Raw genomic sequence first — 25877 nt, 5'->3', positions numbered from 1 at the left:
TCCTTGCCGAGGAGATGGCAATGTATGGTTGGGTAAGCCGGTTCATCAGCTACCGCACGTTCTATCTGTGGCGGGCGCGGTACTTCTACTACACCCGCAATCTGGACAGCTGGGTCCTGTTCACCCTGCTGTGCCTGACCGGCATGGTGCTGGTGCTCTGGTACCACTGGCGGGTGGTGAGCGTGCCGCCGCCGCGCGTGCACCCGGAGGTGGCAGCGCTGCGCGTGGAGAACATCACCGGCGAGGCGATCCATCGCATCGTGCTGGTGCAGCATGGCGGCACCACACCCGGTGAGCCGTTCACCACGCCAGAAGAAGTCCGGGCCGGTACGCTGCGCACGATGCGGGTACGGGAGCTGCTGGACAGTGCGATGGTGTGGCAGCTGAAAGCCCACATGCTGGCCGACATGGCGGCGTACATCGAAGCCACGGGCAGCTGCTTCCCATACCCGTGCTGGCAGCTGAAGCATCGGCTGTCACTGCTCCGCGCAGCGCAGGCGGAAAACACCGCCATCAACGAGGGGCTGGCGCCGGTGCTGGAGGTACCGCTGGACAGGATGCCCAATCTCAACGGGGGGGAGCGCGCGCGGATACAGACAGCCTGGTCCGACACGTTCGGCGACGTCTACAACCAGACCTGGCTGTTGGCTGACCTGCAGGACATGCACGCCCGGATGATGATGGAGTACCCACGGCGCGCGGGTGCGCCGTGGCTGGCACGCCTGCTGACCGGCGATGCCAAGGAGCCGCATGAGTTGCGGTAGGGTGGGCTCGAGCCATGCTCGACTGCTCTTCGGTCAGGTATCCGGACGCCTGAAGCGCCGCGCGGACCAACGGCCCGCACCGACCAAGACCGGAGCTACCGTCACCCGCCGATGTACGCGGTGATCTCCGCCTCGGCCAGCACCTGCCGCAACTGCGCCACGGATGCGCGACGCATCGGCTTTTCATCCACCGGCGACAGCGGCGCCTGGCGCAGGGCGTCATAGGGCAGCACGGCCAGGTCGAAGGTCAGCTCCTCGGCACTGAACACCCACACCGGCACGTCCAGGCATCGCTCGCGGTCCATGCGCAGGCGACGCGTCCGCGATTCGGCAGGAATGCCGTGTTCGTCCAGGAAGCGGTGCACGGCCTCCGGGTCGTCGCTGTGCAGGTGCAGCTGCACGGGGCTGTTCGCGTCGGCGGTGCCGTCCAGCACGGGACCGGCCAGGCGCGGGGCGAAGCCGTGCAGGAACTCCAGCGCGCGCATCGCGGCCTCGCGGCGGCGCTGCAGTTCGTTGCCGTGCCGGGGCCCGGAGAACAGCCGCTGGTACTCGCGCAGGGCGTCCTCGATCTCGGTATTGCGGGGCAGGGAGGCATCGTCGTGGATGCCGAGCCGGCTGGCGGCCTTCAACTTGGCCTGGTGATAGTCGCGGATGCCGCCTTCGGCCATCAGGCGGGCGGCTTCGTGGGCGAGGCGGTGGCGCCGCTCGCGGGTCTGGCTGGCAGCATGCTGACGGGCGCGATGCATGCGATGACTCCTGTTGCGACCTGGCTACAGACTAGCGCACCGATGTGACATCTGCGTGGGTATTTCGCGGAGGTGCCAACCCACGGTTGGCACCCCAACTTCCTTCCTCAGAAGATATCGAACGCGGCGGCGTCGGCCTGCGGCGTATTGAGGTTCAGGTCGTAGTCGGTCAGGCGGTCCATGTCTTCCACCTTCACCCACTCGGTGGCACCGTTGAGGGTGGCCTGGACCATGCCGCTGGGCGGGTCGTTCTGCGCGATCGGGGTGTCCTTCAGCGCGGTGCGCATGTACTCGATCCAGATCGGCAGGGCGGCCTTGCCACCGTATTCGCGGTAGCCCAGCGAGCGGAAGTCGTCGCGGCCCACCCACACGGTGGTCACGTACGGCCCGCCGAAGCCGGAGAACCAGGCATCGCGATGGTCGTTGGTGGAGCCGGTCTTGCCGCCCACGTCCTCGCGGCCGAGCACCTTGGCCTGGACACCGGTACCGCGCTGGACCACGTCGCGCATCATCGACACCAGCTGGTAGGCCGTGCGGGCGTCGATCGCGCGCGGGGCGGTGCGGGCATCCGGGTTGGCCGGTGCCGCCGGGGCTTCGACCTTGGCTGCGGCGGCCGGGTCCACCTTCGGGGCCGGAGCGCCGAAGTTGAAGCCGTCCACCACCTGGTTGACCGGCTGGTCGCTGCTGCCGGCGCAGTCGCGGCAGGCCAGCGCCGGGTTTTCCTTGAACACCAGGTTGCCGTCGCGGTCGTTGACCTGGTCGATCAGCCAGGTATCCACGCGCGAGCCGCCGTTGGCGAACACGGCGTAGCCACGCGCCACCGACAGCGGGGTCAGCGAGGCGGTACCCAGCGACATCGACAGGTTCGGCGGCAACTCCGATTCGGCAAAGCCAAACTCGCTGATGTACTTGCGGGCGTAGTCCACGCCCATGCCATCCAGCAGGCGCACCGACACCAGGTTGCGTGACTGCACCAGCGCCTCGCGCAGGCGCATCGGGCCGCGGAATCCGCCGCCGTCGTTCTGCGGGGCCCAGGTCTTGCCGCGGCGGTCGCGGAACACGACCGGGGCATCGAGCACGATCGAGGCCGGGTTGTAGCCCTTGTCGAAGGCGGCCGCATAGACGAACGGCTTGAAGCTGGACCCCGGCTGGCGACGGGCCTGGGTGGCGCGGTTGAACTTGTTGCCGGAGAAGCTGAAGCCACCCACCAGCGCCTTCAACGCGCCGTTGTGGGCGTCCAGCGAGACCAGTGCGGACTGGCCGCGCGGGATCTGGTCCAGCAGCCACTCACCTTCCTTGGCACCGGCGCGCACGCGCACGATGTCACCGCGCTGCACCAGCTTGCCCGGGGTCTTGTTGGTCCACTTGGCAGCACCGGCCGGGAGCACGATCTCGGTGCGGTTGGCGAGCACCACGGTGGCGCTGCCATCGGCGCCGGTGCTGGCGACGATCGCCGGTAGCAGGCCGGCCTGGCCGAACATGCCACGCAGGTGCTCGGCCAGGGCCGCGGTGTCGTCACCGGCGCCCAGCTGCACCTGCTTCTCCACGCCGTGCCAGCCGTGGCGGTGGTCGTACAGCAGGAGGCCGTCGCGCACCGACTGGTTCGCGGCGGTCTGCAGGGTGGAGTCGATGGTGGTGGTGACGTGATAGCCCTTGTTGACCACGTCGCCGCCGAACCGGGCGATCATTTCCTGGCGCACCAGCTCGGCCACGTACGGGGCATCGACCTGCACCGGCGGCTCATGCGCGGTGGCGTGCATCGGCACGGCCTTGGCCGCGTCGGCCTCGGCCTGGCTGACGAACTTCAGGTCGGCCATGCGCTGCAGCACGTAGTTGTCGCGGCGCTGGCGGGCACGTTCCGGGTTGGAGATCGGGTTGCCCGAAGAGGGGAACTTGGGGATGCCGGCCAGCGAGGCCATCTCGTCCAGGTCCAGCTCGTTCAGCTTCTTGCCGTAGTAGAACTCGGCGGCAGCAGCCACGCCGTAGGCGCGGTTGCCGAAGAAACTCTTGTTCAGGTACAGCTCGAAGATCTCGTCCTTGCTCAGCTCGGACTCGATCTTCCGCGCCAGCAGGATCTCGGCCAGCTTGCGGGTATAGCTGTACTCGGAGCTGAGGAAGAACTGGCGGGCGACCTGCTGGGTGATGGTGGAGCCACCCGGCACGCGCTTGTCGTTGGTGGTGGCCAGCAGCCATACCGCGCGGCCGATGCCCTTGTAGTCCACACCGCCATGATCGTAGAAGCGGGCGTCCTCGGTAGCCAGGAACGCCTGCTTCAGCTTCTCGGGCACGTCCTTCATGGTGATCGGGGTGCGCCGGGTCTCGCCGAACACCGCCATCAGCTTGCCATCGGCAGCATAGACGTACATCGGCTCCTGCATTTCCACGTCGCGCAGGGTCTGCACGTCGGGAAGCTTGGAGGAAACGGCATAGTACAGACCGCCCACGGCGGCCGCGCCGATCAGCGCCAGGACCAGGACAATCAGGAAGATCCAGCGCAGCCAGCGGCGGAGTCGAGTCATCGGGTTCAGATTCCGATTGCGAATTTCGTGGTCGCAGAGTATAGATTACGCAAGGTGGCGGCTGGGGTCGGCACCGGGGAGCGCAAGGGGAATTGCCAGGGGCTGCATCGTGAATCCGTGAGGGATTTCACAGCAGGGCGGTTGCCATTTGCTAAGAATACGTTATTAATGCGCGGACGCAGCTCTTGCGTCCAAGTGCCCGTCGGCAGGGGAGAAACCGTGGGGCTCATCCCAAAAAGTCAGTCGCCGCTTGTGGGCGTCGACATCAGTTCGACTGCGGTAAAGCTTTTGCAGCTGTCCCGCAGTGGCAATCGTTTCCGCGTGGAACATTACGCTGTGGAACCTCTTCCGCCGAATGCGGTGGTGGAGAAGAACATCGTTGAAGTGGAGGCCGTGGGTGAGGCCATCCGCCGGGCGATGAACCGCTCAGGCAGCAAGGCGAAATTGGCCGCTGCCGCCGTCGCGGGGTCGGCGGTGATCACCAAGGTGATCCCGATGCCGGCCGATCTCGACGAAAACGACATGGAAGCCCAGATCGAGCTGGAAGCGGTCAACTACATTCCGTATCCGATCGAGGAAGTGAACCTGGACTTCGAGGTGATCGGGTCGATCCCGAACAACCCGGAGATGGTCCAGGTGCTGCTGGCCGCGTCGCGTTCGGAGAATGTCGAGCTGCGCCAGTCCGCGCTGGAACTCGGTGGCCTGCAGGCCAAGGTGATGGACGTGGAGGCCTTCGCGGTCGAGAACGCCTACGCCCTGGTCGCCAGCGAGCTGCCGGTGTCCATCGACGGCGTGGTCGCGCTGGTCGACATCGGCGCCACCATGACCACCCTCAATGTCCTGCGCGGCGGCCGTAGCCTCTACAGCCGCGAACAGGTGTTCGGTGGCAAGCAGCTGACCGACGAGATCATGCGCCGCTACGGCCTGAGCTACGAGGAAGCCGGGCTGGCCAAGCGCCAGGGCGGCCTGCCGGAAAGCTACGAGATGGAAGTGCTGGAGCCGTTCAAGGAGGCCACGGTCCAGCAGATCAGCCGCCTGCTGCAGTTCTTCTATGCAGGCAGCGAATTCAACCGCGTCGATCACATCGTGCTGGCAGGCGGCTGTGCCGTGCTGGGTGGCTTGCCGGAGATGGTCGAGGAACAGCTGGGTGTGCCGACCGTGGTCGCCAACCCGCTGGCGCAGATGACCCTGGGGCCGAAGGTGAACGCGCACGCGTTGGCCCAGGATGCCCCCGCGCTGATGATCGCGACCGGTCTGGCGCTGAGGAGCTTTGACTGATGGCACGCATCAATCTATTGCCCTGGCGCGCCGAGCGGCGCAAGCAACGCCAGCGCGAGTTTTACGCAATGCTGGGCATGGCCGCTGTCGGTGGCCTGCTGCTGTCGCTGATGATCTGGTTCTATTACGACCGCCAAGTGAGCGGCCAGATGGACCGCAACGCCTATCTGGAAGCCGAGATCGAGAAGGTCAAGGAACAGAACAAGGAGATCGACCGCCTCGACGCGCAGAAGGAACGCCTGCTGGCCCGCAAGAAGGTGATCGAGGAGCTGCAGGCCAAGCGCTCGCAGATGGTCCACCTGTTCGACGCGCTGGTGCGCACCATCCCCGACGGCGTGGTGCTGACCGCGCTGAAACAGGAAGGGGATGTGCTGACGCTGGAAGGGCGCACCCAGTCCAATGCCCGCGTTTCGGCGTACATGCGCAACCTGGAGACGTCCGGCTGGATGACCAACCCGGAGCTGTCGATCATCGAAGCGCGTGACCCGGAGAAGGACAAGGACGGCAAGGTCGGCCCGCTGGCCGACATCAAGGCGCTGCCGTATGTGTTCGTGGTCAAGGTGAAGCTGCCGGCACAGAGCGAAGAGGTTTCGGCGACGCCGGGCCTGAACGCCGATGGCTCGGTGGCGACGGCTGCGCCGGCCCCGGTGGCTCCGTTGGCCGCAGGTCCGGATGCCGCGACGCCTACGGCTCCCGCACCGGGCCAGCCGGCAGCGGCTCCTGCCGCACCGGCCGCTGCACCGTCGGCCACTCCGGCCAAACCGAACCAGCCGGCCGCTCCGGCCCCGGCACCTGCCCCGAAGCCCGAGGGCAGCCGCCTGGCGCAGCCGCCGCAGGCCTTCAATGCGCTGCTGCAGGGGGACCGCGCATGAGCCAGAAGATCGACCTCAAGAACCTGGATTTCAACGACATCGGCAACTGGCCGCAGAAGGCCAAGATCGTCTTCTGCTCGTTGCTGGCGCTGGTCATCATGTTCGTGGCGTGGATGCTGCTGATCAGCGGCAAGCGCGAGGAACTGGCCGGGCTGGAATCAAAGGAAACCGAGCTGCGCGCCGAGTTCACCAAGCAGCAGGAACGCGCGGTGAACCTGGGGCCGCTGAAGCAGCAACTGGCGCAGATGGAGCAGGTGCTGCAGCAGATGCTGCGGCAGCTGCCGAGCAAGACCGAAATGCCCGACCTGATCATCGACATCTCGCAGACCGCGCTGTCCAGCGGCCTGACCAACGAGCTGTTCGAGCCGGAGCAGGAGCAGATCAAGGAGTTCTACGCCGAGAAGCCGATCAAGCTGCGCATGGTGGGCAGTTACCACCAGTTCGGCGCGTTCGTCAGTGGCGTGGCCTCGCTGCCGCGGGTGGTGATCCTGACCATGCATGACATCAACCTCAAGCCCAAGGAAAAGACCGGCGGCAACGTCCGCAGCGGTGCACTGGAACTGTCCGGTACGGTCAAGACCTACCGCTACCTGGACGAGACCGAAGTGCAGGCGCAGCAGGCATCCGACGCTGGCAAGGAGGGCAAGAAGTGATGCGCGCGCAGACCGTACGTGGTGCGATGGTGCTGGCTGTGCTGCTGCTGGCCGGTTGCGGCCGTGGCGTGACCAGCACGCCCGGCGACGCACCGGACCTTGAGAAATGGGTGGAAGGCGAGCGTGCGCGACCGGCGCAACCGCTGGAGCCGCTGCCGGTGATGCAGCAGTTCGAGACCTTTGAATACTCCGCGCAGGGCATGCGCGATCCGTTCACCGATGCCTGGACCAATCCGCAGCAGGGGAACGGCGGATTGCGACCGGACCCGAACCGGCGCAAGGAGCCGCTGGAAGGCTTCCCGCTGGATGCGCTGGACATGGTCGGCACCATCGGTACCGGCGCAGGTACCGTGGCGCTGGTGATGGGGCCGGACAAGGTTACCTACCGGGTTCGCCCGGGCGGTTACCTGGGGCAGAGCGACGGGCGGGTCACGGCGGTCTTCGAAGACCGCGTGGAGCTGATCGAACTGGTGCCGGATGGCGCGGGTGGCTGGCTGGAACGGCCGGCAACGCTCTCGCTTGAAGATCAATGATCGTTTACTGGGGATAGCACGATGACCTTTCACCAAGCCAAGGGGCTGCGTCCCATCCGGCGCTCTACCTTGAACCGTGTCAGCGCGCTGGGAGTCGCGCTGATGCTGGCCTGCGCTCCGGCGCTGGCTGCCGCACCGGCGGAAAAGCCAGTGGGCGCCACCGTGGCACCGGCCGCCGCGCCGGCGGCCCTGTCGGTGGCCAAGATCGATTTCAAGCGTGGCGATGACGGCGCCGGGCGCCTGATCGTGCAGTTCGACGGGCAGGGCGCGATCCCTGACCTGCGCACGCAGGGCAACAGCGTGGTGGTCGACGTCGGCAATGCCCGACTGCCGGCCAACCTGCAGAAGCCGATGAACGTCACCGACTTCGCCACGCCGGTACAGCGCATCGACGCCAAGCCGTCGGGTGCCGGCACCCAGCTGGTGCTGAGCACTGGCGGCGCCGTGGAATCGCTGGCCTACCAGAGCGGCAACGAGTACGTGGTCGAGATCAGCCCGCGGCAGGCCCAGGCCGCCGTGGGTGCGGTCACCGCCGGCAGCGTCACCCAGGCGGCCAAGGCCGTCGGCCAGCGCGGCTTCACCGGCAAGCCGGTGACCTTCAACTTCCAGGACGTGCCGGTGCGCACCGTGCTGCAGTTGATCGCCGAGGAGTCCAACCTGAACGTGGTGGCGTCCGACTCGGTGCAGGGCAACGTGACCCTGCGCCTGGTCAATGTGCCGTGGGACCAGGCGCTGGACATCGTCCTGCGCGCGAAGGGCCTGGACAAGCGTCGCGACGGCAGCGTGATCTGGGTGGCGCCGCAGGCCGAACTGGCCAAGTTCGAGCAGGAAAAGGAAGACGCGCGCATCGCCATCGAGAACCGCGAAGACCTGCAGACCGACTACATCCAGATCAACTACCACAGCGCCACGCAGATCTTCAAAGCGCTGACCGAGGCCAAGGGCATCGGCGGCGGCGGTGGTGGTGGCAGTGGTGGTGGTTCGGGCAGCTCCTCGCAGGAAGACAGTGGCTTCCTGTCCTCGCGCGGCCGCATCGTGGCCGACGAACGCACCAACACGCTGATGATCAGCGACATCCCGAAGAAGATCGCGCGCATGCGCGAGCTGATCAACGTGATCGACCGCCCGGTCGACCAGGTGCTGATCGAAAGCCGCATCGTCATCGCCACCGATACCTTCGCCCGCGAGCTGGGCGCGAAGTTCGGTGTCAGCGGCAGCCGTGACAACGTGTACTTCAGTGGCAGCCTGGATGCCAATGCCGAGACCCGCAAGTCGCAGGTCGCAACCGACCTGGCCAATGCCAAGGCCGAGCGTGACTGGGAAGCGGGTGGCCGGATCGGCCCGCCGCCGGTGAAGTCCGGCTCGGCGATCACCCGTGGCCTGAACTGGAACCTGCCGGTGGCTGCCGCCAGCAACCCGGGTTCGCTGGCGCTGTCGATCCTCAATGCCGGTTACCTGCTGGACGTGGAGCTGTCGGCCATGCAGCAGGAGTCGCGAGGCGAGGTGATCTCCAACCCGCGCGTGGTCACCACCAACCAGCGCGAAGCGATGATCAAGCAGGGCAAGGAAATCGGCTACGTCACCATCAGCGGTGGTACCGCTGGCGGCGTGGCGACCCCGAACGTCCAGTTCAAGGAAGTGGTGCTGGAGCTGAAGGTCACCCCGACCATCACCAACGACAACCGCGTGTTCCTCAACATGCAGGTGAAGAAGGACGAAGTCGACCAGCTGATCCAGCTGGAGGGCTACGGCACCGTGCCGTCGATCAACCGACGCGAAGTCAACACCGCGGTGCTGGTCGAGGATGGGCAGACCGTGGTGATCGGTGGCGTCTACGAGTTCACCGATCGCAACAGCATCAGCAAGGTGCCGTTCCTGGGCGACGTGCCGTTCCTGGGCAACCTGTTCAAGAAGCGCGGTCGCAACAAGGACAAGGCCGAGCTGCTGGTGTTCGTCACCCCGAAGGTGCTGCGCGTGGCCAAGCAGAACTGATCCAGCGCACTTAGGTGTTCGAAGAAGGGCCGCCTCGTGCGGCCCTTCTTCGTTTCCGCCAGGGGAACCACGCTCTGCGCGGAGGGCTGTTCAGCCGTTCTTGATGCCAATCGCAAGGCACCCTGCGATGATGTCGGGAACCCGTGCCGTCCTGCGCCGGTCAAAGGCCCCCATGAACCTGCCACCGCCGATGCCCGAAACCGTCTCGCCGCCGCCCGCGCCGGCCACCTCCCGCCTGCATGCGGCGTTCACCCAGCTGCGCGACGCGCTGTCGGCCGAGATCGTCGGCCAGGCGGCACTGGTCGAACGCCTGCTGATCGCGCTGCTGGCCGACGGCCACCTGCTGGTGGAGGGCGCGCCGGGCCTGGCCAAGACCACGGCAATCCGTGCACTGGCCTCGCGCCTGGAAGCGGACTTTGCCCGCGTGCAGTTCACCCCCGACCTGCTGCCGGCCGACCTCACCGGTACCGAGATCTGGCGCCCGCAGGAAGGCCGCTTCGAGTTCGTGCCCGGCCCGATCTTCCACCCGATCCTGCTGGCCGACGAGATCAACCGCGCGCCGGCCAAGGTGCAGTCGGCGCTGCTGGAAGCCATGGGCGAGCGCCAGGTCACCGTTGGCCGCCATACCTATGCGCTGCCGTCGCTGTTCCTGGTGATGGCCACGCAGAACCCGATCGAGCAGGAAGGTACCTTCCCGCTGCCGGAAGCGCAGCTGGACCGCTTCCTGATGCATGTGCGCATCGGCTACCCGGACCAGGCGGCCGAATCGGAAATCCTGCGGCTGGCCCGCGAGCGTGCCCGTGGCGCGTTGGGCGAGGCCGCGCCGGCGCCCGACAAGATGCCGATGCAGGACGTGTTCGACGCCCGCCGCGAAGTGCTGGACCTGCACATGGCGCCGGCGCTGGAGCGGTACCTGATCGAACTGGTGCTGGCGTCGCGCGACCCGTCGCGCTATGACGCCGGCCTCGGCCGCCGCATCGCCTGGGGTGCCAGCCCGCGTGGCTCCATCGCACTGGAACGCTGCGCACGTGCGCGCGCCTGGCTGGCCGGCCGCGACTTCGTCACCCCCGACGACGTGCGTGCGGTGGCCGCCGACGTGCTGCGCCATCGCGTGCTGCCCAGCTATGAAGCCACCGCCGAAGGCTGGGACGGCGAGCGCCTGGTGCAGGAGCTGCTGGCCCGGGTGCCGGCACCCTGAGCCTGCGCATGACCGATCCATCCCTGGAACAGGCACCGTCTGCGCTCGAAGGTGACGGGCTGCGCCCGCAGCTGGCCGAACTGGTCGCGCTGCGCCGGCTGGCACAGCGTCCGCCGCCGCCGCGGCGTGGCCGCACCGGTAACGCAGGGCAGGCACCGTCTCCGCTGCGCGGCCGCGGCATGGAGTACGCCGAGTCGCGCGAGTACGTGGCCGGCGACGACGCGCGCCACATCGACTGGCGCGTGACCGCACGTACCGGCCGCGCCCACACCAAACTGTTCCAGGCAGAACGTGAGCGGGTCAGCCTGATCGTGGCCGATACCTCGCCGGCGCTGTACTTCGGCACCCGCGTGCGCTTCAAATCGGTGCAGGCCGCCCGCGCCGGCGCTGTTGCGGCATGGTCGGCGCAGCGCCGTGGCGACCGCGTGGGCGCGCTGCGTGGCAGCGACCGCGAAGCGCCGATCGCTCCTGCAGGTGGGCCACGCGGCGTGTTGCGCGTGCTCGACGCGCTTACCCGCTGGTATGCACAGCCGCCGGCCGATGATCTGGGCCTGGAGCGCGCGCTGGATCATGCCGGTCGCGTGCTGCGCCCCGGGGCACGCATGCTGGTGCTGGCCGATCCGCAGCAGGCCATCCGCATTCCACCGGCGCGCTGGAGCGCGCTCGCCCAACATCACGACCTCAGCCTGGTGCTGCTGGTCGATCCACTGGAGCTGCAGCCGCCGTCGGCCGCACTGCAGTTCCAGACCGCGCAGCAGCGTATCGGTCTCGACCTGCGCCGCAGCGAAGTGCAGGCGCACTGGCAGGCGCATTTCGTTGAACCGCTGCAGGAACTGCGGCGCCAGCTCGGTGCGCGCCGCGTCGACGTGCAGGTGCTGTCCTCCGATGCACCCAGCGACGCCTGGTTGGCGCCATCACCGACCGAGGTGCCGGCATGAGCGCCGCTCTGCCGCTGCGCGATGTGCAGCTGCCACCGGCACCGTCATGGTGGCCGCCAGCCCCCGGTTACCTGATGATCGGCGCAGCGGTCGTGCTGGTGCTGCTGGTGATCGCCGTGGTGATGTGGCGTCGTCGCCGTCGCCGTCGCCGCCGTCGCTGGTTGCAGTTGTTCGATCAGGAGCTGGCAGCCACCACCGACGCTGCAGCAGAACTGGCGGCGATCGCAGGACTGCTGCGCCGGGCCGCGCGTCATGCGGCGCCGGGCAGTGAATCGCTGCGCGATGACGCCTGGTGGCAGCGTGTGGACCCGCAGGGCACGCTGCCCGCTGCACATCGCAGCCTGCTGGCCGAAGGCGCCTATCGCCCGCGCGTCGACAGCAACGACGTGGCCGCCGTGCGCAGCTGGGCCCGCGAACGCTACCTGGCGATGCTGCTGGAGCGCCGCCGATGAACCTGTGGACGACCTATTGGCCATGGCCGGACCTGCAGCTGGCATGGCCGCTGGCCCTGCTGGCGCTGCCGTTGCCGCTGCTGATGCGCTGGTGGAAGCGTCGCGCAGATCCGGGCGCCGCACTACGCGTGCCCTATGCCGCTGCCGAACTGGAAGCGCTGTCTGGTGGTGGTCGGGTTGACGTGTCGTGGCTGCGCACGCTGCTGCTGTGGCTGGGGTGGTGCGCGCTGTGTGTCGCGCTGGCGCGACCACAGCAGCTGGGCGATGCGATCACGCCGCCGCAGCAGGGGCGGCAGATGATGCTGGCGATGGATGTGTCCGGCAGCATGGGCGAGGGCGACATGCTGCTGGGCGGCCAGGCCGTGGATCGCCTTACCGCAGCCAAGGCCGTGCTGGCCGACTTCCTGGATCGCCGTGCCGGCGACCGCGTCGGCCTGCTGATCTTCGGTGACCGTGCCTACACGCTCACGCCGCTGACCGCGGACCTGGCCAGCGTGCGTGACCAGCTGCGCGACAGCGTGGTCGGCCTGGCCGGACGCGAGACCGCCATCGGTGATGCCATCGGCCTGGCGGTGAAGCGCCTGCGCAGCCAGCCGGAGGGACAGCGCGTCCTGATCCTGTTGACCGACGGCGTCAGCAATGCCGGTGTGCTGGAGCCCCTGCGCGCGGCGGAAGTGGCGCGCGCCGAAGGCGTGCGCATCCACACGGTTGCATTTGGCGGCGATGGCAGCATGCGGTTGTTCGGCATTCCGATTTCCACCGACCAGGATCCGGTCGACGAGGCCACCCTGAAGAAGATCGCCAGCATGACCGGCGGCCAGTTCTTCCGTGCGCGTGACACCGCGCAGCTGGCCGGCATCTATGCCGAGCTTGATCGCCTGGAGCCAGTGGCCGCAAAGGGCCCGAGCCTGCGCCCGCGCGAAGAACGCTATGCGTGGCCGTTGGGCCTGGCGTTGCTGCTGGGCGCATTGGCATGGCTGTGGCCGGAGCGTCGCCGATGATCGCGTTTGCTTCGAATCTTCCCGACTGGAACGCACTGCACTTCCTGCGGCCCGAGTGGCTGTGGGCGCTGTTGGCGCTGCCGCTGATCATCGCGTTTGCGCTGTACCGGCAACGGCGCAGTGATGTGTGGCGGCAGGCGGTGGACGCACATCTGTTGCCGCACCTGCTGGCCGCCGGTGCAAGGCGGCGGGCACGTCTGCCCTGGGCGGTGCTGCTCGGCTGGACGCTGGCATCGCTGGCCATGGCCGGTCCGAGCTGGCGGCAGCAGGCACAACCGATGTTCCAGGCCAGCGCACCGTTGCTGGTGGTACTGGACCTGTCCAGCCGGATCACCGCGACCGATCTGCCACCGTCGCGCCTGCTGCAGGCGCGAGCGAAAGTGGGCGAGCTGCTGCGCGCACGCCAAGGCGGGCAGGTGGGGCTGGTGGTGTACGCCGATGATGCCTACACCGTGGCACCGCTGACAGACGACGGCAGCAATGTTGCGCTGTATCTGGATGCGCTGTCGCCGGACGTGATGCCGCGCGATGGCCAGCGTGCCGACCGCGGCATCGATTGGGCGACACGCTTGATGCGGCAGATCGGTGCGTTGCAGGGGCAGATCCTGCTGGTCAGCGATCAGGCGGACAGCGAAGCTGCACTGGCGGCGGCACAGGCGCGCGGCCTGGGCCTGCAGGTGTCGGTGCTGGGCCTGGGCACGCCTGCCGGTGCGGCCTACCGCGATGGCAGCGGGCAGATCCGCCAGGCTGCGCTGGATGAGGGCAGCTTGCGCGCGGTGGCCACGGCCGGCGGCGGACGCTATGCACGCATTTCGGCCGATGGCAGCGATCTGCGTGCGCTCGGCGTACTCGACGCGCGCGAAGGCACGGCGGCGCAGCGGCCAGGCGAAGGCAAGCAGTGGCGTGACGAAGGCTTCTGGCTGCTGCCGCCGGTGATGCTGCTGGCATTGCTGGCCTTCCGTCGTCGCGCGGTGCTGGCCGCGGTGCTCGCGGTCGGCCTGCTGCCGTGGATGAATGACGCGCAGGCGCAGGCCCCTGCGACGCCTGCCTCCCAGCCGGCGCAGGGCACGCTGTGGAAGCGTAGCGATCAGGTGCAGCACCAGCGACTGGCCGACGGGGTGCAGGCCTACCGCAAGGGCGACTTCGCCACTGCACGCAAACAGTTCGAAGGCATCGACAACGATGCCGCTTGGTACAACCTGGCCAACACGCTGGCACGCGAAGGCCACTACGACGACGCGATCGCCGCCTACGACCGCGCGCTGGCACTGCATCCGGGCATGGCCGATGCGGTGGCCAACCGTGCCGTGGTCGATGCTGCACGCAAGCGCAGGCAATCCGGTGGCGGCCAGGGCCAGGATCAGAAGAAGCCGCCGCAGAACGGGCAGCAGAAGCAGGCGCAGGGCTCGCAGGGCCAGCAGAATCCACAGGGGCAGCCGCAGCAGGGCCAGCAGAATCCCGGCCAGGGCCAGCCGCAGTCGGGCCAGCAGGACCCGCCCAAGGCGGGTGACACCAACGCGCAGTCGAAGCCTCAGCCTGGCGAGCGTGGCCGCGATGGCCAGCAGGCACCGCCGCAGGTGGAAGATGCCAAGGCACAGGCGCAGGCCGACGAACAGCAACGCCAGCGCATGCAGCAGGCAATGCAGCAGGCACGCGAGGGCAAGGGCGAACAGGAGGGCAAGCCCGTGCCAGGCAGCGAAGGCGCCACCCCGCGCCAACGCGAGGAGCAACAGGCCGTGGAGGCGTGGATGCGACGTGTGCCGGATGATCCGGGAGCATTGCTGCGGGCCAAGTTCCAGCTGGAAAACGAACGCAGGAAGAGGGAAGGGCGATGACGCGGGCGATCAACATGCACGGGCGCTGGCCACTACAGGTACTGGTGGCACTGCTGCTGTGGCTGCCGCTGCTGGCGTGGGCTCAGCCGCGCGCGTGGTTGGATCGCGACCGCATCGCGATGGGCGATACCGTCACCCTCAATGTCGAGAGCGACCAGGGTGCCCCGGACTTCACGCCATTGCGTAGCGACTTCGACCTGAGCGGGCAGACCAGCAGCCGCCAGGTGGAGTGGAGCAATGGCAGCATGCAGCAGCGCAACCTGTATGGCGTGGCGCTGACCCCACGGCGCAGCGGCGCGCTGGTGGTGCCGGGCCTGCAGGTGGGCAGTGTGCGCACCGCGCCGCTGACGCTGCAGGTGGATGCGGCCACCGTGGCCGGGCCGGACAGCAATGCGATGGCCTTCATCGAAACCGTTGTCGATGACGATACGCCGTATGTGCAGCAGAGCGTGGGCGTGGTGGTGCGCTTGTATTTCGCCTCGCAGCTGGCCTCCGGCGAACTGGTGCTGGATACCCCGGCGGGTGCGTCGCTGCAGCGCGTGGGCGACGACCGTACCGATGTGCGCCAGGTCAACGGCCGCCGCTACAACGTGGTCGAACGGCGTTTCCTGCTGATCCCCGAACGCAGTGGCGCGTTGAAGCTGGCCGGCGCGCGTTTCAACGGACGCAGCGCCGGTGGCTTTTTCGATGACTTCTTCGGTGGTGGCGACGGCCGCATGAGTGCCACCAGCGCCGACCGCACACTGCAGGTGCAGGCACAACCGGCGCAGGCGCCGCAGCCGTGGCTGCCCCTGCAGAGCCTGCAGTTGCGCTACACCAGTGCGCCGACCAGCGCCCGCACCGGTGAGGCGGCCAACGTGGTGGTCGAAGCGATTGCCGAAGGCGCGACGCGCGCACAGTTCACCGATCTGCCGGTGCCGGATGTCGGCGCCAATGCGCAGGTGTTCGCCGAACCCGCGCAGTACGAAGAGACCTTCAACGGCAGCACGCCGCGCCTGAAGATCACCCGCCGCTATTCGATCGTGCCGCGCCAGCCGGGTTCGCTGGTGGTACCGGGGCCGCGCCTGCCCTGGTGGGATGTACGCAACGGCAAGGCACAGGAAGCGAAGCTGCCAGACCTGACGCTGGCCGTTGCAGCTGGCACCGGCGCGGGCACTGCCTCGCCGGCATCGCTGCCACCGATCGACACCGCTGCCGCGCTGCCCGGCAGCGATGGACAGGACGCGCGTATCGCCGCGACCGATCCACGCGCCAGCGGGCTGTCCGAGCGTCCGTGGCCGTGGATGGCGGCGGCCATCGGCCTGGCGTTGCTGTGGCTGTTGACCCTGCTGTGGGGCTGGCAACGAGGCCGGCGCCCGCGTGCCGTGGCACCTGTAGCCGGCAAGCCCTCTGTGCCGACGGTGGCGAGCGGGCGTGCCGGCCTGGCCGAACTGCGCCGAGCGCTGGATGGTGAAGGTTTCGACCAGGTGGAAGCACAGCTGTGTGCGATGGCCGGCGTTGAACGCATCGAGCAGGTCATCGCGCGGCTCGGGGATGCAGCCCAGCGCCAGGTGCTGCAGGACCTGCAGCAGGCGCGCTGGGGCGGGCAGGGTGATCTGGCGCCGCTGCGTTCGCGCCTGCGCGAAGTCTTCCGTGACGGACCGCACTGGTCGGCGGCCGCGGGTACCGCTGACACTGGCCTGGCGCCGCTGTATCCGCCGCGGCGAACCTGAACCGGCGCCGCTTGCGCGCTTTGTTAGAGTGCATTCATTTTTCGAGGAAACCCGCGTATGACAGCAGCTGCTGCCGACAAGAAGAAGTTGCCCCTGCATTGGAAGATGGGCATCGGCTTTGCGATCGGCCTGGTCCTGGGACTGATCGTGCACGCCCTGGGCGGCAGCGTCGATGGTCTGCAGGCCGGTGCCAAGTGGGTAATGGATTACGTCACCACCCCGGCGTCGGGCCTGTTCCTCAACTTGATCTTCATGCTGATCGTGCCGCTGATCTTCTCGGCGCTGATCATGGGCGTGTCGGAGATGGGCGACATCCGCGCCCTCGGCCGCATCGGCTGGAAGACGCTGGCCTACACCGTGCTGCTGTCCGGCATCGCCGTGGGCATCGGCCTGGTGCTGGTCAACCTGCTCAAGCCGGGTGCGGGCGTCGATCCGCAGACGGCAGCACTGATGCTGTCGGAGAACGCCGAGCGCAGCAAGGAAATCGTCGCGGGCATCCATGGCACGCCCAAGGGCATGGACATGCTGCTGTCGATCGTGCCGAGCAACGTGCTGCAGGCGGCGTCGGACAATGGCGCGATCCTGTCGCTGATGTTCTTCGCGTTGATGTTCGGCATCGGCATGGTGCTGACCGACAACGAGAAGGTCGCCCCGCTGCGCCGCGCCATCGAAGGCGTGTTCGAAATCTCGATGACCCTGATCAACCTGGTCATCCGCCTGGCCCCGTACGCGGTGGCCTGCTTCATGTTCAACCTGGCCGCGCTGTTCGGTTTCGAGCTGATCATCCGCCTGGGCGCCTACGTGGGCGTGGTGGTGCTGGCGCTGGGCCTGCACATGTTCGTGACCTACGGTACCGCGGTGTGGCTGTCCGGTCGCTCGCCGCTGTCGTTCTTCCGTGATACGCAGGAAGCGACGGTGATGGCGTTCTCCACCGCCTCCAGCAACGCCACCCTGCCGACCGCGCTGCGCGTGGCCGACCAGATGGGCCTGCCGCAGCGTGTTTCGCGCTTCGTGCTGACCGTAGGCGCCACCGCCAACCAGAACGGCACCGCGCTGTTCGAAGGCGTGACGGTGATCTTCCTGGCCCAGTTCTTCGGCGTGGACCTGAGCATTGGCCAGCAGATCATGGTGATGGCCGTCTGCATCCTCGGTGGCATCGGTACCGCCGGCGTGCCGTCGGGATCGCTGCCGGTGGTGGCGATGATCTGCGCGATGGTTGGCGTGAACCCGCTGGGCATCGGCCTGATCCTGGGTGTGAACCACTTCCTGGACATGTGTCGTACCGCCCTGAACGTGACCGGCGACCTGGCCCTGACCACGCTGGTGGCCAAGGGCGAGTCCCACGACGGCCCGGCGCTGGGCCCGCAGCAGGACTGAGTCCGGGACCACTGATGGCGACCTGATGGGGGTCGGATCCCTTCCCGCAAGGAAAGGATCCGGCCCCCTTTCGCATGCGGAATCCAGCGTCGATCATGCAGGTGCCGGCCAGCGGCCGGCCCTACCGGGGCAAGGTGAACCGACCCCCCGCCCGGCGACTATGGGACAATAGGCCGCCCGCACGTCCGCGGCCGCCTCCCGATTCCGACAGAACCATGACGCAGCCTACCCGTCGCCAGTTGGCCAACGCCATCCGCTTCCTTGCCGCCGATGCGGTTGAAACCGCAAAGTCCGGCCATCCCGGCATGCCCATGGGCATGGCCGACATCGCCGAAGTCCTCTGGAACGACTACCTCCGCCACAACCCGAGCAACCCGCACTGGTTCAACCGCGACCGTTTCGTGCTGTCCAACGGCCACGGTTCGATGCTGCAGTACGCGCTGCTGCACCTGAGCGGCTACGACCTGCCGATCGAGCAGCTGAAGCTGTTCCGCCAGCTGGGCAGCCACACCGCCGGTCACCCGGAACGCCACGAGACCCCGGGCGTGGAAACCACCACCGGCCCGCTGGGCCAGGGTTTCGCCAACGCCGTGGGCTTCGCCCTGGCCGAGAAGCTGCTGGCACAGCGCTTCAACCGCCCGGAGCTGGAAGTGGTCGACCACCGCACCTGGGTGTTCATGGGCGATGGCTGCCTGATGGAAGGCGTGTCGCATGAAGCCGCTTCGCTGGCCGGTACCTGGGGCCTGCACAAGCTGGTCTGCTTCTGGGACAACAACCACATCTCCATCGACGGCAACGTCGAGGGCTGGTTCACCGACAACACCCCGGAGCGTTTCGAGGCCTATGGCTGGAACGTGGTTCGCGACGTCGATGGCCATGACCCGGAAAGCATCAAGGCCGGCATCGAGGCCGCGCTGTCGCAGAGCGACAAGCCGACCCTGATCTGCTGCCGCACCACCATTGGTTTCGGTTCGCCGAACAAGGCGGGCAAGGAATCCAGCCACGGCGCACCGCTGGGCAAGGACGAGCTGGACGCCACCCGCAAGCAGCTGGGCTGGGAGTACGGCCCGTTCGAGATCCCGCAGGCGATCTACGACGGATGGCGCGCCAATGGCGCCGGCACCCTGCGCCAGGCCGAGTGGGAACAGCTGTTCGACAAGTACGCCAGCCAGTACCCGGCTGAAGCGTCCGAGCTGACCCGCCGTTCGCACGGCGAGCTGCCGGCCGACTTCGTTGCCAAGGCCGATGCCTATATCGCCCAGGTGGCCGCTGAAGGCCCGACGATCGCCTCGCGCAAGGCCTCTCAGCTGGCCATCGAAGCCTACGCCCCGCTGCTGCCGGAAATCGTCGGCGGCTCGGCCGACCTGGCGCACTCCAACCTGACCCTGTGGAAGGGCAGCAAGTCGGTCGCCAGCGACGACGCCAACGCCAACTACGTGTACTACGGCGTGCGCGAGTTCGGCATGACCGCGATCGCCAATGGCCTGGCCCTGCACGGTGGTTTCATTCCGTTCGACGCCACCTTCCTGGTGTTCAGCGATTACGCCCGCAATGGCGTGCGCATGAGCGCGCTGATCCCGGCCCACGCCATCCACGTCTACACCCACGACTCGATCGGCCTGGGCGAAGACGGCCCAACCCACCAGCCGGTGGAGCACCTGGCCTCGCTGCGCTACATCCCGAACAACGACGTGTGGCGTCCGTGCGACGCGGTCGAGTCGGCAGTGAGCTGGAAGGCCGCGATCACCCGCCAGGACGGCCCGAGCTGCCTGGTGTTCAGCCGCCAGAACCTGCCGCACCAGCCGCGCAACGCCGAGCAGATCGCCCAGATCGAGCGCGGTGGCTACGTGCTGGCCGATGCCGCCGGTACCCCGGACGTGATCCTGATCGCCACCGGTTCGGAAGTCTCGCTGGCCACCGAAGCCAAGGCCCAGCTGGACGCGGCCGGTATCAAGACCCGCGTGGTCTCGATGCCGTCCACCGACGTGTTCCTGCGCCAGGATGCGGCCTACCGTGAATCGGTGCTGCCGAACGCCGTGCGCAAGCGCGTGGCCGTGGAAGCCGGCGTCACCGGTTTCTGGCGCCAGTTCGTCGGCCTGGACGGTGCCGTGATCGGTATCGACACCTTCGGTGCCTCGGCCCCGGCCGACCAGCTGTACAAGCACTTCGGCATCACCACCGCCCACGTGGTGGAAGCCGCCAAGGCGCTGTAAGCCGCCTCGCGGTGCAACCTCGCGGTGCAACAAGGGAAAGGCCGGCGCAAGCCGGCCTTTCTCGTTCTCCAGAGTAGAGAAAAAGGGACGGAGGGGATTAAGTCGTTTGTGCAAAAACGACTTAATCCCCTCCGTCCCCTTTTCTCAGGCGGTGCGCGCCAGCGCCAGACGCAGCAGGCGCGCATCCAGGCGTTCGGCAAAGTCCTTCGGTGCCTGCAGGCCCATGCGTTGCAGGTACACCGCATCGCCATCGCCGGCAGGTTGGCGCAGCGCTGCCCAGACGGTACGCAGCTTGTCGCCGCGGGTCTGCGTGTTGGCTTTCAGCCAGCCCAATGCCTTCACCAGCACCTGCTCGATCTCGTTGAAATCGCTGCCCAGTGGATAGTCGGGCAGGCTGCCGTCGGCGCGGAAGGGGGCCAGTGCCGCGGCCAGGGCCTGCGGCGTGTTGCGCTGCTGGCGCTGCGGATCCGGTTGCGCGGCTGCCAGCAGCTTGCGCGAGCCGTGTGCCTGCTGCAGCAGGCCGCCCTGGAACGGTGCCTCGGTGATCGCGGTCATCGCATGCACGCAGTCCTCGTCGGTCAGGCCGCGCAGATCGGCGATGCCGTATTCGTTGAGGTAGATGTCGCGCAGGTGGCGCGGGATGGTGGTGTGGCCGTAGTTCCAGCGCACATTGGATTCGCGCCGGCCCCTGTCATCGCGCGCGGCGCGGAACATCAGCACGCTGCGCGCCTCGGGCAGCGCATGCGCCATCGCCACGAAGTTGTACTGGCCGCCCACGCCGGATACCACGCGGCCATCGTCCAGCGCATCCGACACCGCCGCGCCCAGCGCGGTGGCCATCATGCAGGAGTTGAAGAAGCGCGCATGGCGGCGCTGCAGGCGTTCCAGCGTCTCGTTGCCACCGTACAACTGGTTGATCTCGCTGATCCGGCGCATGCCGATGGCGCGGCACTCGTCTTCCGGCAGCGTGCGCAGCCACTCGTAGAATTCCGGGGAGCCCAGGTAGAACGCGCCGTGCAGGTACTCGCCTTCAGCGGCCAGGGTGGCATGGTCGATGGAGAGGGTGCTGCCGTTCTCGATGCGCTGCATCAGCGCCAGGTCGTCGTGCACCTTGCGCTTGATCACCCCGGTCTGCACCAGCCGGCGGAAGCCCTCGTTGAGCATCTCGCTGCAACCGTACAGGCCTACCTCGAACGGGTCCACGCCGCCGATTTCCTGCACCAGCGGGTGGCTGGCCAGCTGCGGATCCAACGCATGCAGCACGCGGCGGTAGCGCGCGTTGTCAGTGTGGCGCAGCACCAGCGCATGGCTGAGCGCGTCGGCCAGCGTGCCGATGCCAATCTGCAGGGTGCCGCCGTCGCGAACCAGCGTGCTGGCATACAGGCCAATGGCGTAATCGGCGTAGCCGACCGGCTGCCGCGGCAGGCCGAACAGCGCTGGATACGGCGGCGGCGGGGTGATCACCAGATCGAAGAACGACACATCGACCGTGGCCGAGCCACCCATGTAGGGCAGTTGCGGATCGATCTCGGCGACCAGCAGTGGGCGCGGCAGCCCACGCGCAGTCATCGCATCCAGCGTGTCCTGGGTGATGTCGTTGTTGCACGACAGCGAGAGCCGGCGGTCATCGGGCCGCATCGCCACCTTCTGCACGATCACCTGCGGTGCGCGCTGCGCCACCGCGTCGGCGGCGTGGGTGTAGTTCAGGCTGGTGTAGCTGGACTGCGCCTGCCGTGAGCCGAGCAGGGCACCGGACTGCATGTAGAACTCTTCCACCTTCACATGTGCCGGCAACGCGTCGCGCGCGATCGCATCGGCATAGGCCAGCCGCGGGAAATCGTCGCCGAAATGGCGCTGCGCGAACGGCGCCAGGAAGCGTGCTTCCAGGCCGTTGCCGCGTGCCTTCGGTGGATTCAGTGACAGCGCGGTATACAGCTGCAGCGGCCGCGCAGGATCGTGCTCCACACGCGCGTAAAGGGCATTGAGCAGCCGATGCGGCTTGCCCAGCGCCAGCGGTGCCCCGATCCGCAGCGGCCCGTCCACGCGCGCAATCAACCAGTCGACGGCGGCGTCCAGGTCGGTGAGGTGTTCGGTCATGCGCGGCGGTCCTGCGTGTGGGGGGAGTGCGGGCATTACAGCATGTCGGGCTTGAACCGCCGTCGACGCGAGACTTCCGCGCCGGACACCATGAACTGCCCATCGCCGCGGTAATGCACGGTGCGCGGCAGTTTCGGCCGGGGCGCAACATGGGCGCGCACGATTTCCCAGATGAACAGGTTGCTCGACGCCACCTGGCTGTCGTCGTAGAGGCGGCATTCGAAGCACGAATGGCATTGCCCGACCAGCGGCGCGCCGACCTCGCGCGCAGGCAGTGCGTCGAGCCCGAAACGCGCGAACTTGTCGACCTCGCGGCCGCTGCAGTTGCCGATATCCACCACGGCATCGAGCAGCTCCACGCCGGGCACGTTGATCACGCACTCGCCGCTGCCGCGCGCCAGCGCATGGCTGTGGTTCTCGTGCCACAGGTAGGTGGCGACCAGCGAGGGCGAGAACCCCATCACCATGTGCCAGCCCATCGTCATCAGGTTGCGCTGGCCGCGCCACGCCGTGCTGACCAGCACGATCGGGCCGGGTTCGAGGAAGCGGCGGGCCTGCTCGACCGGGAAATCCTTCTTGGGCAGCGCTTTCATCCGGGGCCAAGGGCGGGAGGCATCGATGCTGGCGCAGCCGGGATGAACCTGGAGTCGAGGGGCTTGACAGGGAGTCTGATTACGCGCGTAATCGAATTGTCGATTACGGATGTAAACCATGACCCCGATCAGCGAAGCCGAAGCCGTTGTGATGGAGGTGCTGTGGCAGCAGGCACCGCGTAGCGCCGATGACGTGGTGGCCGCGCTGGCCCATCGCGACTGGGCCGAGCCGACCATCAAGACCCTGCTCAACCGCCTGTTGACCAAGGGCGCGATCGCCGCCGAGCGCGATGGACGGCGTTACCTGTACCGGCCGCTGCTGCAGCGACAGGCGTGGGTGGAGGCGCAGAGCCAGGACTTCATCGGCCGTGTCTTCGAAGGGCGCGTGGCGCCGCTGGTCGCGCACTTCAGCGAACGGGGCCAGCTGAGTGCACAGGACATCGCCGAACTGAAGAAGCTGATCCAGGAGCTGGACCATGACTGAGCTGCTCGACGGACTGTGGCAGGCCAGCCTGTGGCTGGCCGTGGGCGTGGTCCTGCTGGCGGTGCTGCGACCGCTGCTGGTGCGGTTGGGGGGCGCTGGGCTGGCCTACCGCAGCTGGTGGCTGCTGCCGCTGCTGCTGGTGGCGCTGTTGCTGCCGCTGCCACAGGTTGCGCTGTTGCAGCATGTGCCGACGTTGCCGTTGAACGTGGTGCCGGGGACCGCCGACGCTGTGGCTGCGCCGTCGTTGCCTGGGGCGTGGCTGTTGCTGATGGCCTGGGGGCTGGGCGTGGGCATCTGCCTGCTGCGCGACCTGCGCGCGCAGCGTCGCTTTGAACGCTGCATGGGGCCACTGAGGCCGCGAGTCGATGGCAGCTGGCAGGCCAGTGGCGATCCCGGCTTGCCCGCACTGGTCGGTCTGTGGCGCCCCCGCATCGTGGTTGGCCCCGACTTCGACCAGCAGTTCACCGCACAGGAACAGAGCCTGATCCTGCAGCACGAGCGCAGTCACCGGCGCAATGGCGATCACTGGGCCAACGGTGCGCTGCTGCTGGTGCGCGCGGTGTTCTGGTTCCACCCGCTTCTGCCGTGGGCTGCGGGCCGCTTCCTGCGCGACCAGGAACTGGCCTGCGACGCCCGCACCATGGCCCCGCAGCCGGCGCTGCGCGGCCTCTACGCCAGCACGCTGCTGAAGGCGCAGCTGGTCCACCCGGTTGCGCCGGCGGTCTGCCATTGGCGCAGCCAACCCGTGTTGAAGGAGCGTATCGCCATGTTGAAACAGTCCAAGCGGAAGGCATTGCCGTGGGTGTCGGGTCAGGTGCTGGTGGTCGGCCTGTGCCTGGGAATGGGAGCGGTGGCGTGGGCCAGCCAGGGCAATACGATGGCCGGCAGCCCGGCAGCGGCGGCCATGGATCGGGAGATCCAGGTCGACAAGATGCCACCGCCGTCCTACCCGAAGTCGGCGATCGATCAGCGCCAGGTAGGCGTGGTGAACCTGCGCGTGGAAGTGGATGCGCAGGGGCGTCCCACCGATGTCCAGGTGCTCAGTGCCACCAATCCGGGCGTGTTCGACGCGGTGTCGATCGCTGCAGCGCGCAGCTGGACCTATCGTCCGGCAATGAAGAACGGCAAGCCGGTGGCAGGCGCAGTGAAGATTCCGATCACCTTTGCCATGGACGACACCGAGGACGCGAAGTGAAGTGCGCGCCGCTGTTGATGGCGGTGGCGCTGTTGGCCGGATGCGCGAGCCAGGAGCGGCTGGCCACGGTGGATACCCGCAGCGAGAATGTCGGTCACCAGCGCCTGCAGCCGCAGGCGGGCGGCGGCAGTGGGCAGCTGCAGGTGTATTCGCTGGGTGCGACCGAGGGCTACCGGATGCCGCAGCTCTACGCGGCACCGGACCCGGAGGTCGGCGATCGTGATCCGCGCGCGGAACTGGCGCCGACCACCATCTGCCTGCAGGTGGTGGTGGATGCGCAGGGCAGCGTCGAACGCAGCATGCCGCTGACCGATCGGCAGGACTGCGCCGCAGGGGCTGCACGCGAGAATGCGCCCCTGCTGCAGGCTGCGCAGGACGCCGTGGCGATGTGGAAGTACTCGCCTGCAGCGGTCTGCCACTTCGCGGCTGGCAAGGTGCCTGCCGACCGCGGCGACTGTCGCGGCGCCGAACGGGTCGAGCCGGTGGCGGTGACCCTGCAGTACGCCTTCACCTTCGAGATCGTGAAGGGCCAGCACGTGGTGCGTACGCAGGGGAAATGATCGCTCGCGATGCCCGGGTAGCACCGGGCCATGCCCGGCGAGCACAACCGCGTGGTTCAGGCTCCGCCCTGGATGTTGGCCTTCACCGCCGGTTGCATCAGCTTGGGTTCGTCCAGCGTCGCATCGCGGGCCTGGCGCACACTGACGAACTCCGCTTCGTCCACGCCGTCGTGCACGTGGATGTTGTGCGCTCGCTGTTCACCGATGGTGGTTTCGTTGGCGAAATCACGGCCGCCCGGGCCGTAGTCGTGGCAGACGAACACGCGGGTGGCATCGGGCAGCGCCAGCAGGCGCTGGATCGAGCGGTACAGCTGCGCGGCATCACCGCCCGGGAAGTCGCAGCGGGCAGTGCCGCCGTCGGGCATGAACAGTGAGTCGCCGGTGAACAGCGCATCGCCGATCAGGTACGCGATGCTGTCGCTGGTATGGCCCGGTACCGCGATCACCTGGCCACGCAGCTTGCCAACGGCAAAGGTTTCGCCATCGCTGAACAGGTGGTCGAAGATTTCATCCGCAGCAGGAAGCTGCAGGCCATAGCGCGGTGCGAAGGTGGCCTGCACCGCACGGATGCCTTCGCCGATGGCCAGCGTGGCCTGCGGAAAGCGCTGCTTGAGCCGGCGCCCGGCCGACACATGGTCGGCGTGGGCGTGGGTTTCCAGCAACCAGCGCAGCTGCAGGCCCTGTTGTTCGATGGCCTGCAACGCCGCGCGCAGCGGCGATTCGCTGCTGGCGTCGGTATCCGGGTCGTAGTCCAGGACCGGGTCGATCAGCGCCGCTTCGCCGCTGGCCGGGTCGCTGACCAGGTAGCTGAAGGTATTGCTGTCGCGGTGGAAGAACGACTGCACCTGGACCGACATCGGAACCC

The 25877-nt window shown here is 67.8% G+C and carries 22 protein-coding genes; 17 read left to right on the top strand and 5 right to left on the bottom strand.

Annotation, left to right across the window (positions count from 1 at the left end):
• Nucleotides 1-20: 20 nt before the first annotated feature.
• Nucleotides 21-764, top strand: a complete 744-nt coding sequence (locus tag ACYKG1_RS17225) for a hypothetical protein (RefSeq protein ID WP_478470989.1) — start codon at nt 21-23, stop codon at nt 762-764.
• A 101-nt stretch (nt 765-865) separates the two neighbouring features.
• Here ACYKG1_RS17225 and ACYKG1_RS17220 read toward each other — a convergent pair whose 3' ends face one another.
• Both ACYKG1_RS17220 and ACYKG1_RS17215 read right to left on the bottom strand, forming a co-directional pair.
• Complete coding sequence (locus tag ACYKG1_RS17220) at nt 866-1510, bottom strand: hypothetical protein (RefSeq protein WP_262083763.1); 645 nt, start codon at nt 1508-1510, stop codon at nt 866-868.
• Nucleotides 1511-1617: 107 nt separating this feature from the next.
• Nucleotides 1618-4029: a penicillin-binding protein 1A gene (locus ACYKG1_RS17215; protein WP_478470988.1), complete on the bottom strand. Its 2412-nt coding sequence runs from the start codon at nt 4027-4029 to the stop codon at nt 1618-1620.
• 219 nt (nt 4030-4248) lie between these two features.
• Between ACYKG1_RS17215 and ACYKG1_RS17210 the strand changes: the two genes are divergently transcribed.
• The 13 genes from ACYKG1_RS17210 (at nt 4249) to tkt (ending at nt 20083) form a co-directional block, all read left to right on the top strand.
• Nucleotides 4249-5307 (top strand): pilus assembly protein PilM, encoded by a 1059-nt coding sequence (locus ACYKG1_RS17210; RefSeq protein WP_014038321.1) that lies wholly within the window; start codon nt 4249-4251, stop codon nt 5305-5307.
• Nucleotides 5307-6179: a PilN domain-containing protein gene (locus tag ACYKG1_RS17205; protein WP_478470987.1), complete on the top strand. Its 873-nt coding sequence runs from the start codon at nt 5307-5309 to the stop codon at nt 6177-6179. The genes ACYKG1_RS17210 and ACYKG1_RS17205 overlap by 1 nt, the downstream gene beginning before the upstream one ends.
• The gene (locus ACYKG1_RS17200; protein ID WP_100473778.1) at nt 6176-6832 is read left to right on the top strand and encodes a type IV pilus inner membrane component PilO; all 657 of its coding nucleotides are present in this window, start codon (nt 6176-6178) and stop codon (nt 6830-6832) included. The genes ACYKG1_RS17205 and ACYKG1_RS17200 overlap by 4 nt, the downstream gene beginning before the upstream one ends.
• Nucleotides 6832-7365, top strand: a complete 534-nt coding sequence (locus ACYKG1_RS17195; RefSeq protein ID WP_478470986.1) for a pilus assembly protein PilP — start codon at nt 6832-6834, stop codon at nt 7363-7365. Before ACYKG1_RS17200 ends, ACYKG1_RS17195 begins: the two co-directional genes overlap by 1 nt.
• A 21-nt stretch (nt 7366-7386) precedes the next feature.
• Nucleotides 7387-9357, top strand: a complete 1971-nt coding sequence (locus ACYKG1_RS17190; RefSeq protein WP_262227638.1) for a type IV pilus secretin PilQ — start codon at nt 7387-7389, stop codon at nt 9355-9357.
• A gap of 172 nt (nt 9358-9529) precedes the next feature.
• Complete coding sequence (locus ACYKG1_RS17185) at nt 9530-10555, top strand: AAA family ATPase (RefSeq protein WP_478470985.1); 1026 nt, start codon at nt 9530-9532, stop codon at nt 10553-10555.
• An 8-nt stretch (nt 10556-10563) separates the two neighbouring features.
• Nucleotides 10564-11493, top strand: a complete 930-nt coding sequence (locus ACYKG1_RS17180) for a DUF58 domain-containing protein (RefSeq protein WP_478470984.1) — start codon at nt 10564-10566, stop codon at nt 11491-11493.
• Complete coding sequence (locus tag ACYKG1_RS17175) at nt 11490-11945, top strand: DUF4381 family protein (protein ID WP_478470983.1); 456 nt, start codon at nt 11490-11492, stop codon at nt 11943-11945. The genes ACYKG1_RS17180 and ACYKG1_RS17175 overlap by 4 nt, the downstream gene beginning before the upstream one ends.
• On the top strand, nt 11942-12946 hold the full coding sequence (locus tag ACYKG1_RS17170; protein ID WP_478470982.1) for a vWA domain-containing protein: 1005 nt from the start codon (nt 11942-11944) through the stop codon (nt 12944-12946). The genes ACYKG1_RS17175 and ACYKG1_RS17170 overlap by 4 nt, the downstream gene beginning before the upstream one ends.
• Nucleotides 12943-14781, top strand: a complete 1839-nt coding sequence (locus tag ACYKG1_RS17165; protein ID WP_478470981.1) for a VWA domain-containing protein — start codon at nt 12943-12945, stop codon at nt 14779-14781. Before ACYKG1_RS17170 ends, ACYKG1_RS17165 begins: the two co-directional genes overlap by 4 nt.
• Nucleotides 14778-16493 (top strand): BatD family protein, encoded by a 1716-nt coding sequence (locus ACYKG1_RS17160; protein WP_478470980.1) that lies wholly within the window; start codon nt 14778-14780, stop codon nt 16491-16493. Before ACYKG1_RS17165 ends, ACYKG1_RS17160 begins: the two co-directional genes overlap by 4 nt.
• A gap of 57 nt (nt 16494-16550) precedes the next feature.
• Entirely contained in the window at nt 16551-17870 is a 1320-nt protein-coding gene (locus ACYKG1_RS17155; RefSeq protein ID WP_100473770.1) for a dicarboxylate/amino acid:cation symporter, read from the top strand.
• Between the two features lie 215 nt (nt 17871-18085).
• Nucleotides 18086-20083 carry a transketolase gene (gene tkt / locus ACYKG1_RS17150; RefSeq protein ID WP_100473769.1) on the top strand — a complete coding sequence of 666 codons (1998 nt, stop codon included), beginning with the start codon at nt 18086-18088 and terminating at the stop codon, nt 20081-20083.
• Nucleotides 20084-20227: 144 nt separating this feature from the next.
• Here the strand turns inward: tkt and ACYKG1_RS17145 are convergent, their stop codons facing one another.
• Together ACYKG1_RS17145 and ACYKG1_RS17140 are read right to left on the bottom strand one after the other, a co-directional pair.
• A complete protein-coding gene (locus ACYKG1_RS17145; RefSeq protein WP_478470979.1) occupies nt 20228-22180 on the bottom strand; it encodes an acetyl-CoA hydrolase/transferase C-terminal domain-containing protein in 1953 nt (650 codons plus the stop codon).
• A gap of 35 nt (nt 22181-22215) precedes the next feature.
• Entirely contained in the window at nt 22216-22773 is a 558-nt protein-coding gene (locus ACYKG1_RS17140; protein ID WP_478470978.1) for a flavin reductase family protein, read from the bottom strand.
• A gap of 118 nt (nt 22774-22891) precedes the next feature.
• On the opposite strand from ACYKG1_RS17140, the gene ACYKG1_RS17135 reads away from it, so the two are divergent.
• Genes ACYKG1_RS17135 through ACYKG1_RS17125 form a run of 3 tightly spaced genes read left to right on the top strand, consistent with a single transcriptional unit; the run spans nt 22892 to nt 25012 of the window.
• Nucleotides 22892-23257, top strand: a complete 366-nt coding sequence (locus ACYKG1_RS17135; RefSeq protein WP_010484077.1) for a BlaI/MecI/CopY family transcriptional regulator — start codon at nt 22892-22894, stop codon at nt 23255-23257.
• Nucleotides 23250-24452 carry a M56 family metallopeptidase gene (locus ACYKG1_RS17130; protein WP_478470977.1) on the top strand — a complete coding sequence of 401 codons (1203 nt, stop codon included), beginning with the start codon at nt 23250-23252 and terminating at the stop codon, nt 24450-24452. The genes ACYKG1_RS17135 and ACYKG1_RS17130 overlap by 8 nt, the downstream gene beginning before the upstream one ends.
• The gene (locus ACYKG1_RS17125; protein WP_262083775.1) at nt 24449-25012 is read left to right on the top strand and encodes a hypothetical protein; all 564 of its coding nucleotides are present in this window, start codon (nt 24449-24451) and stop codon (nt 25010-25012) included. The genes ACYKG1_RS17130 and ACYKG1_RS17125 overlap by 4 nt, the downstream gene beginning before the upstream one ends.
• Nucleotides 25013-25068: 56 nt before the next feature.
• Here the strand turns inward: ACYKG1_RS17125 and ACYKG1_RS17120 are convergent, their stop codons facing one another.
• Nucleotides 25069-25869 carry an MBL fold metallo-hydrolase gene (locus ACYKG1_RS17120; RefSeq protein ID WP_262227628.1) on the bottom strand — a complete coding sequence of 267 codons (801 nt, stop codon included), beginning with the start codon at nt 25867-25869 and terminating at the stop codon, nt 25069-25071.
• Between the last annotated feature and the right edge of the window lie 8 nt (nt 25870-25877).

This window comes from Stenotrophomonas sp. 85239_Sma (genome assembly GCF_056481725.1).
Note: the sequence above shows the minus strand (reverse complement) of the source record. Positions and strands in the feature narration are given on the sequence as shown.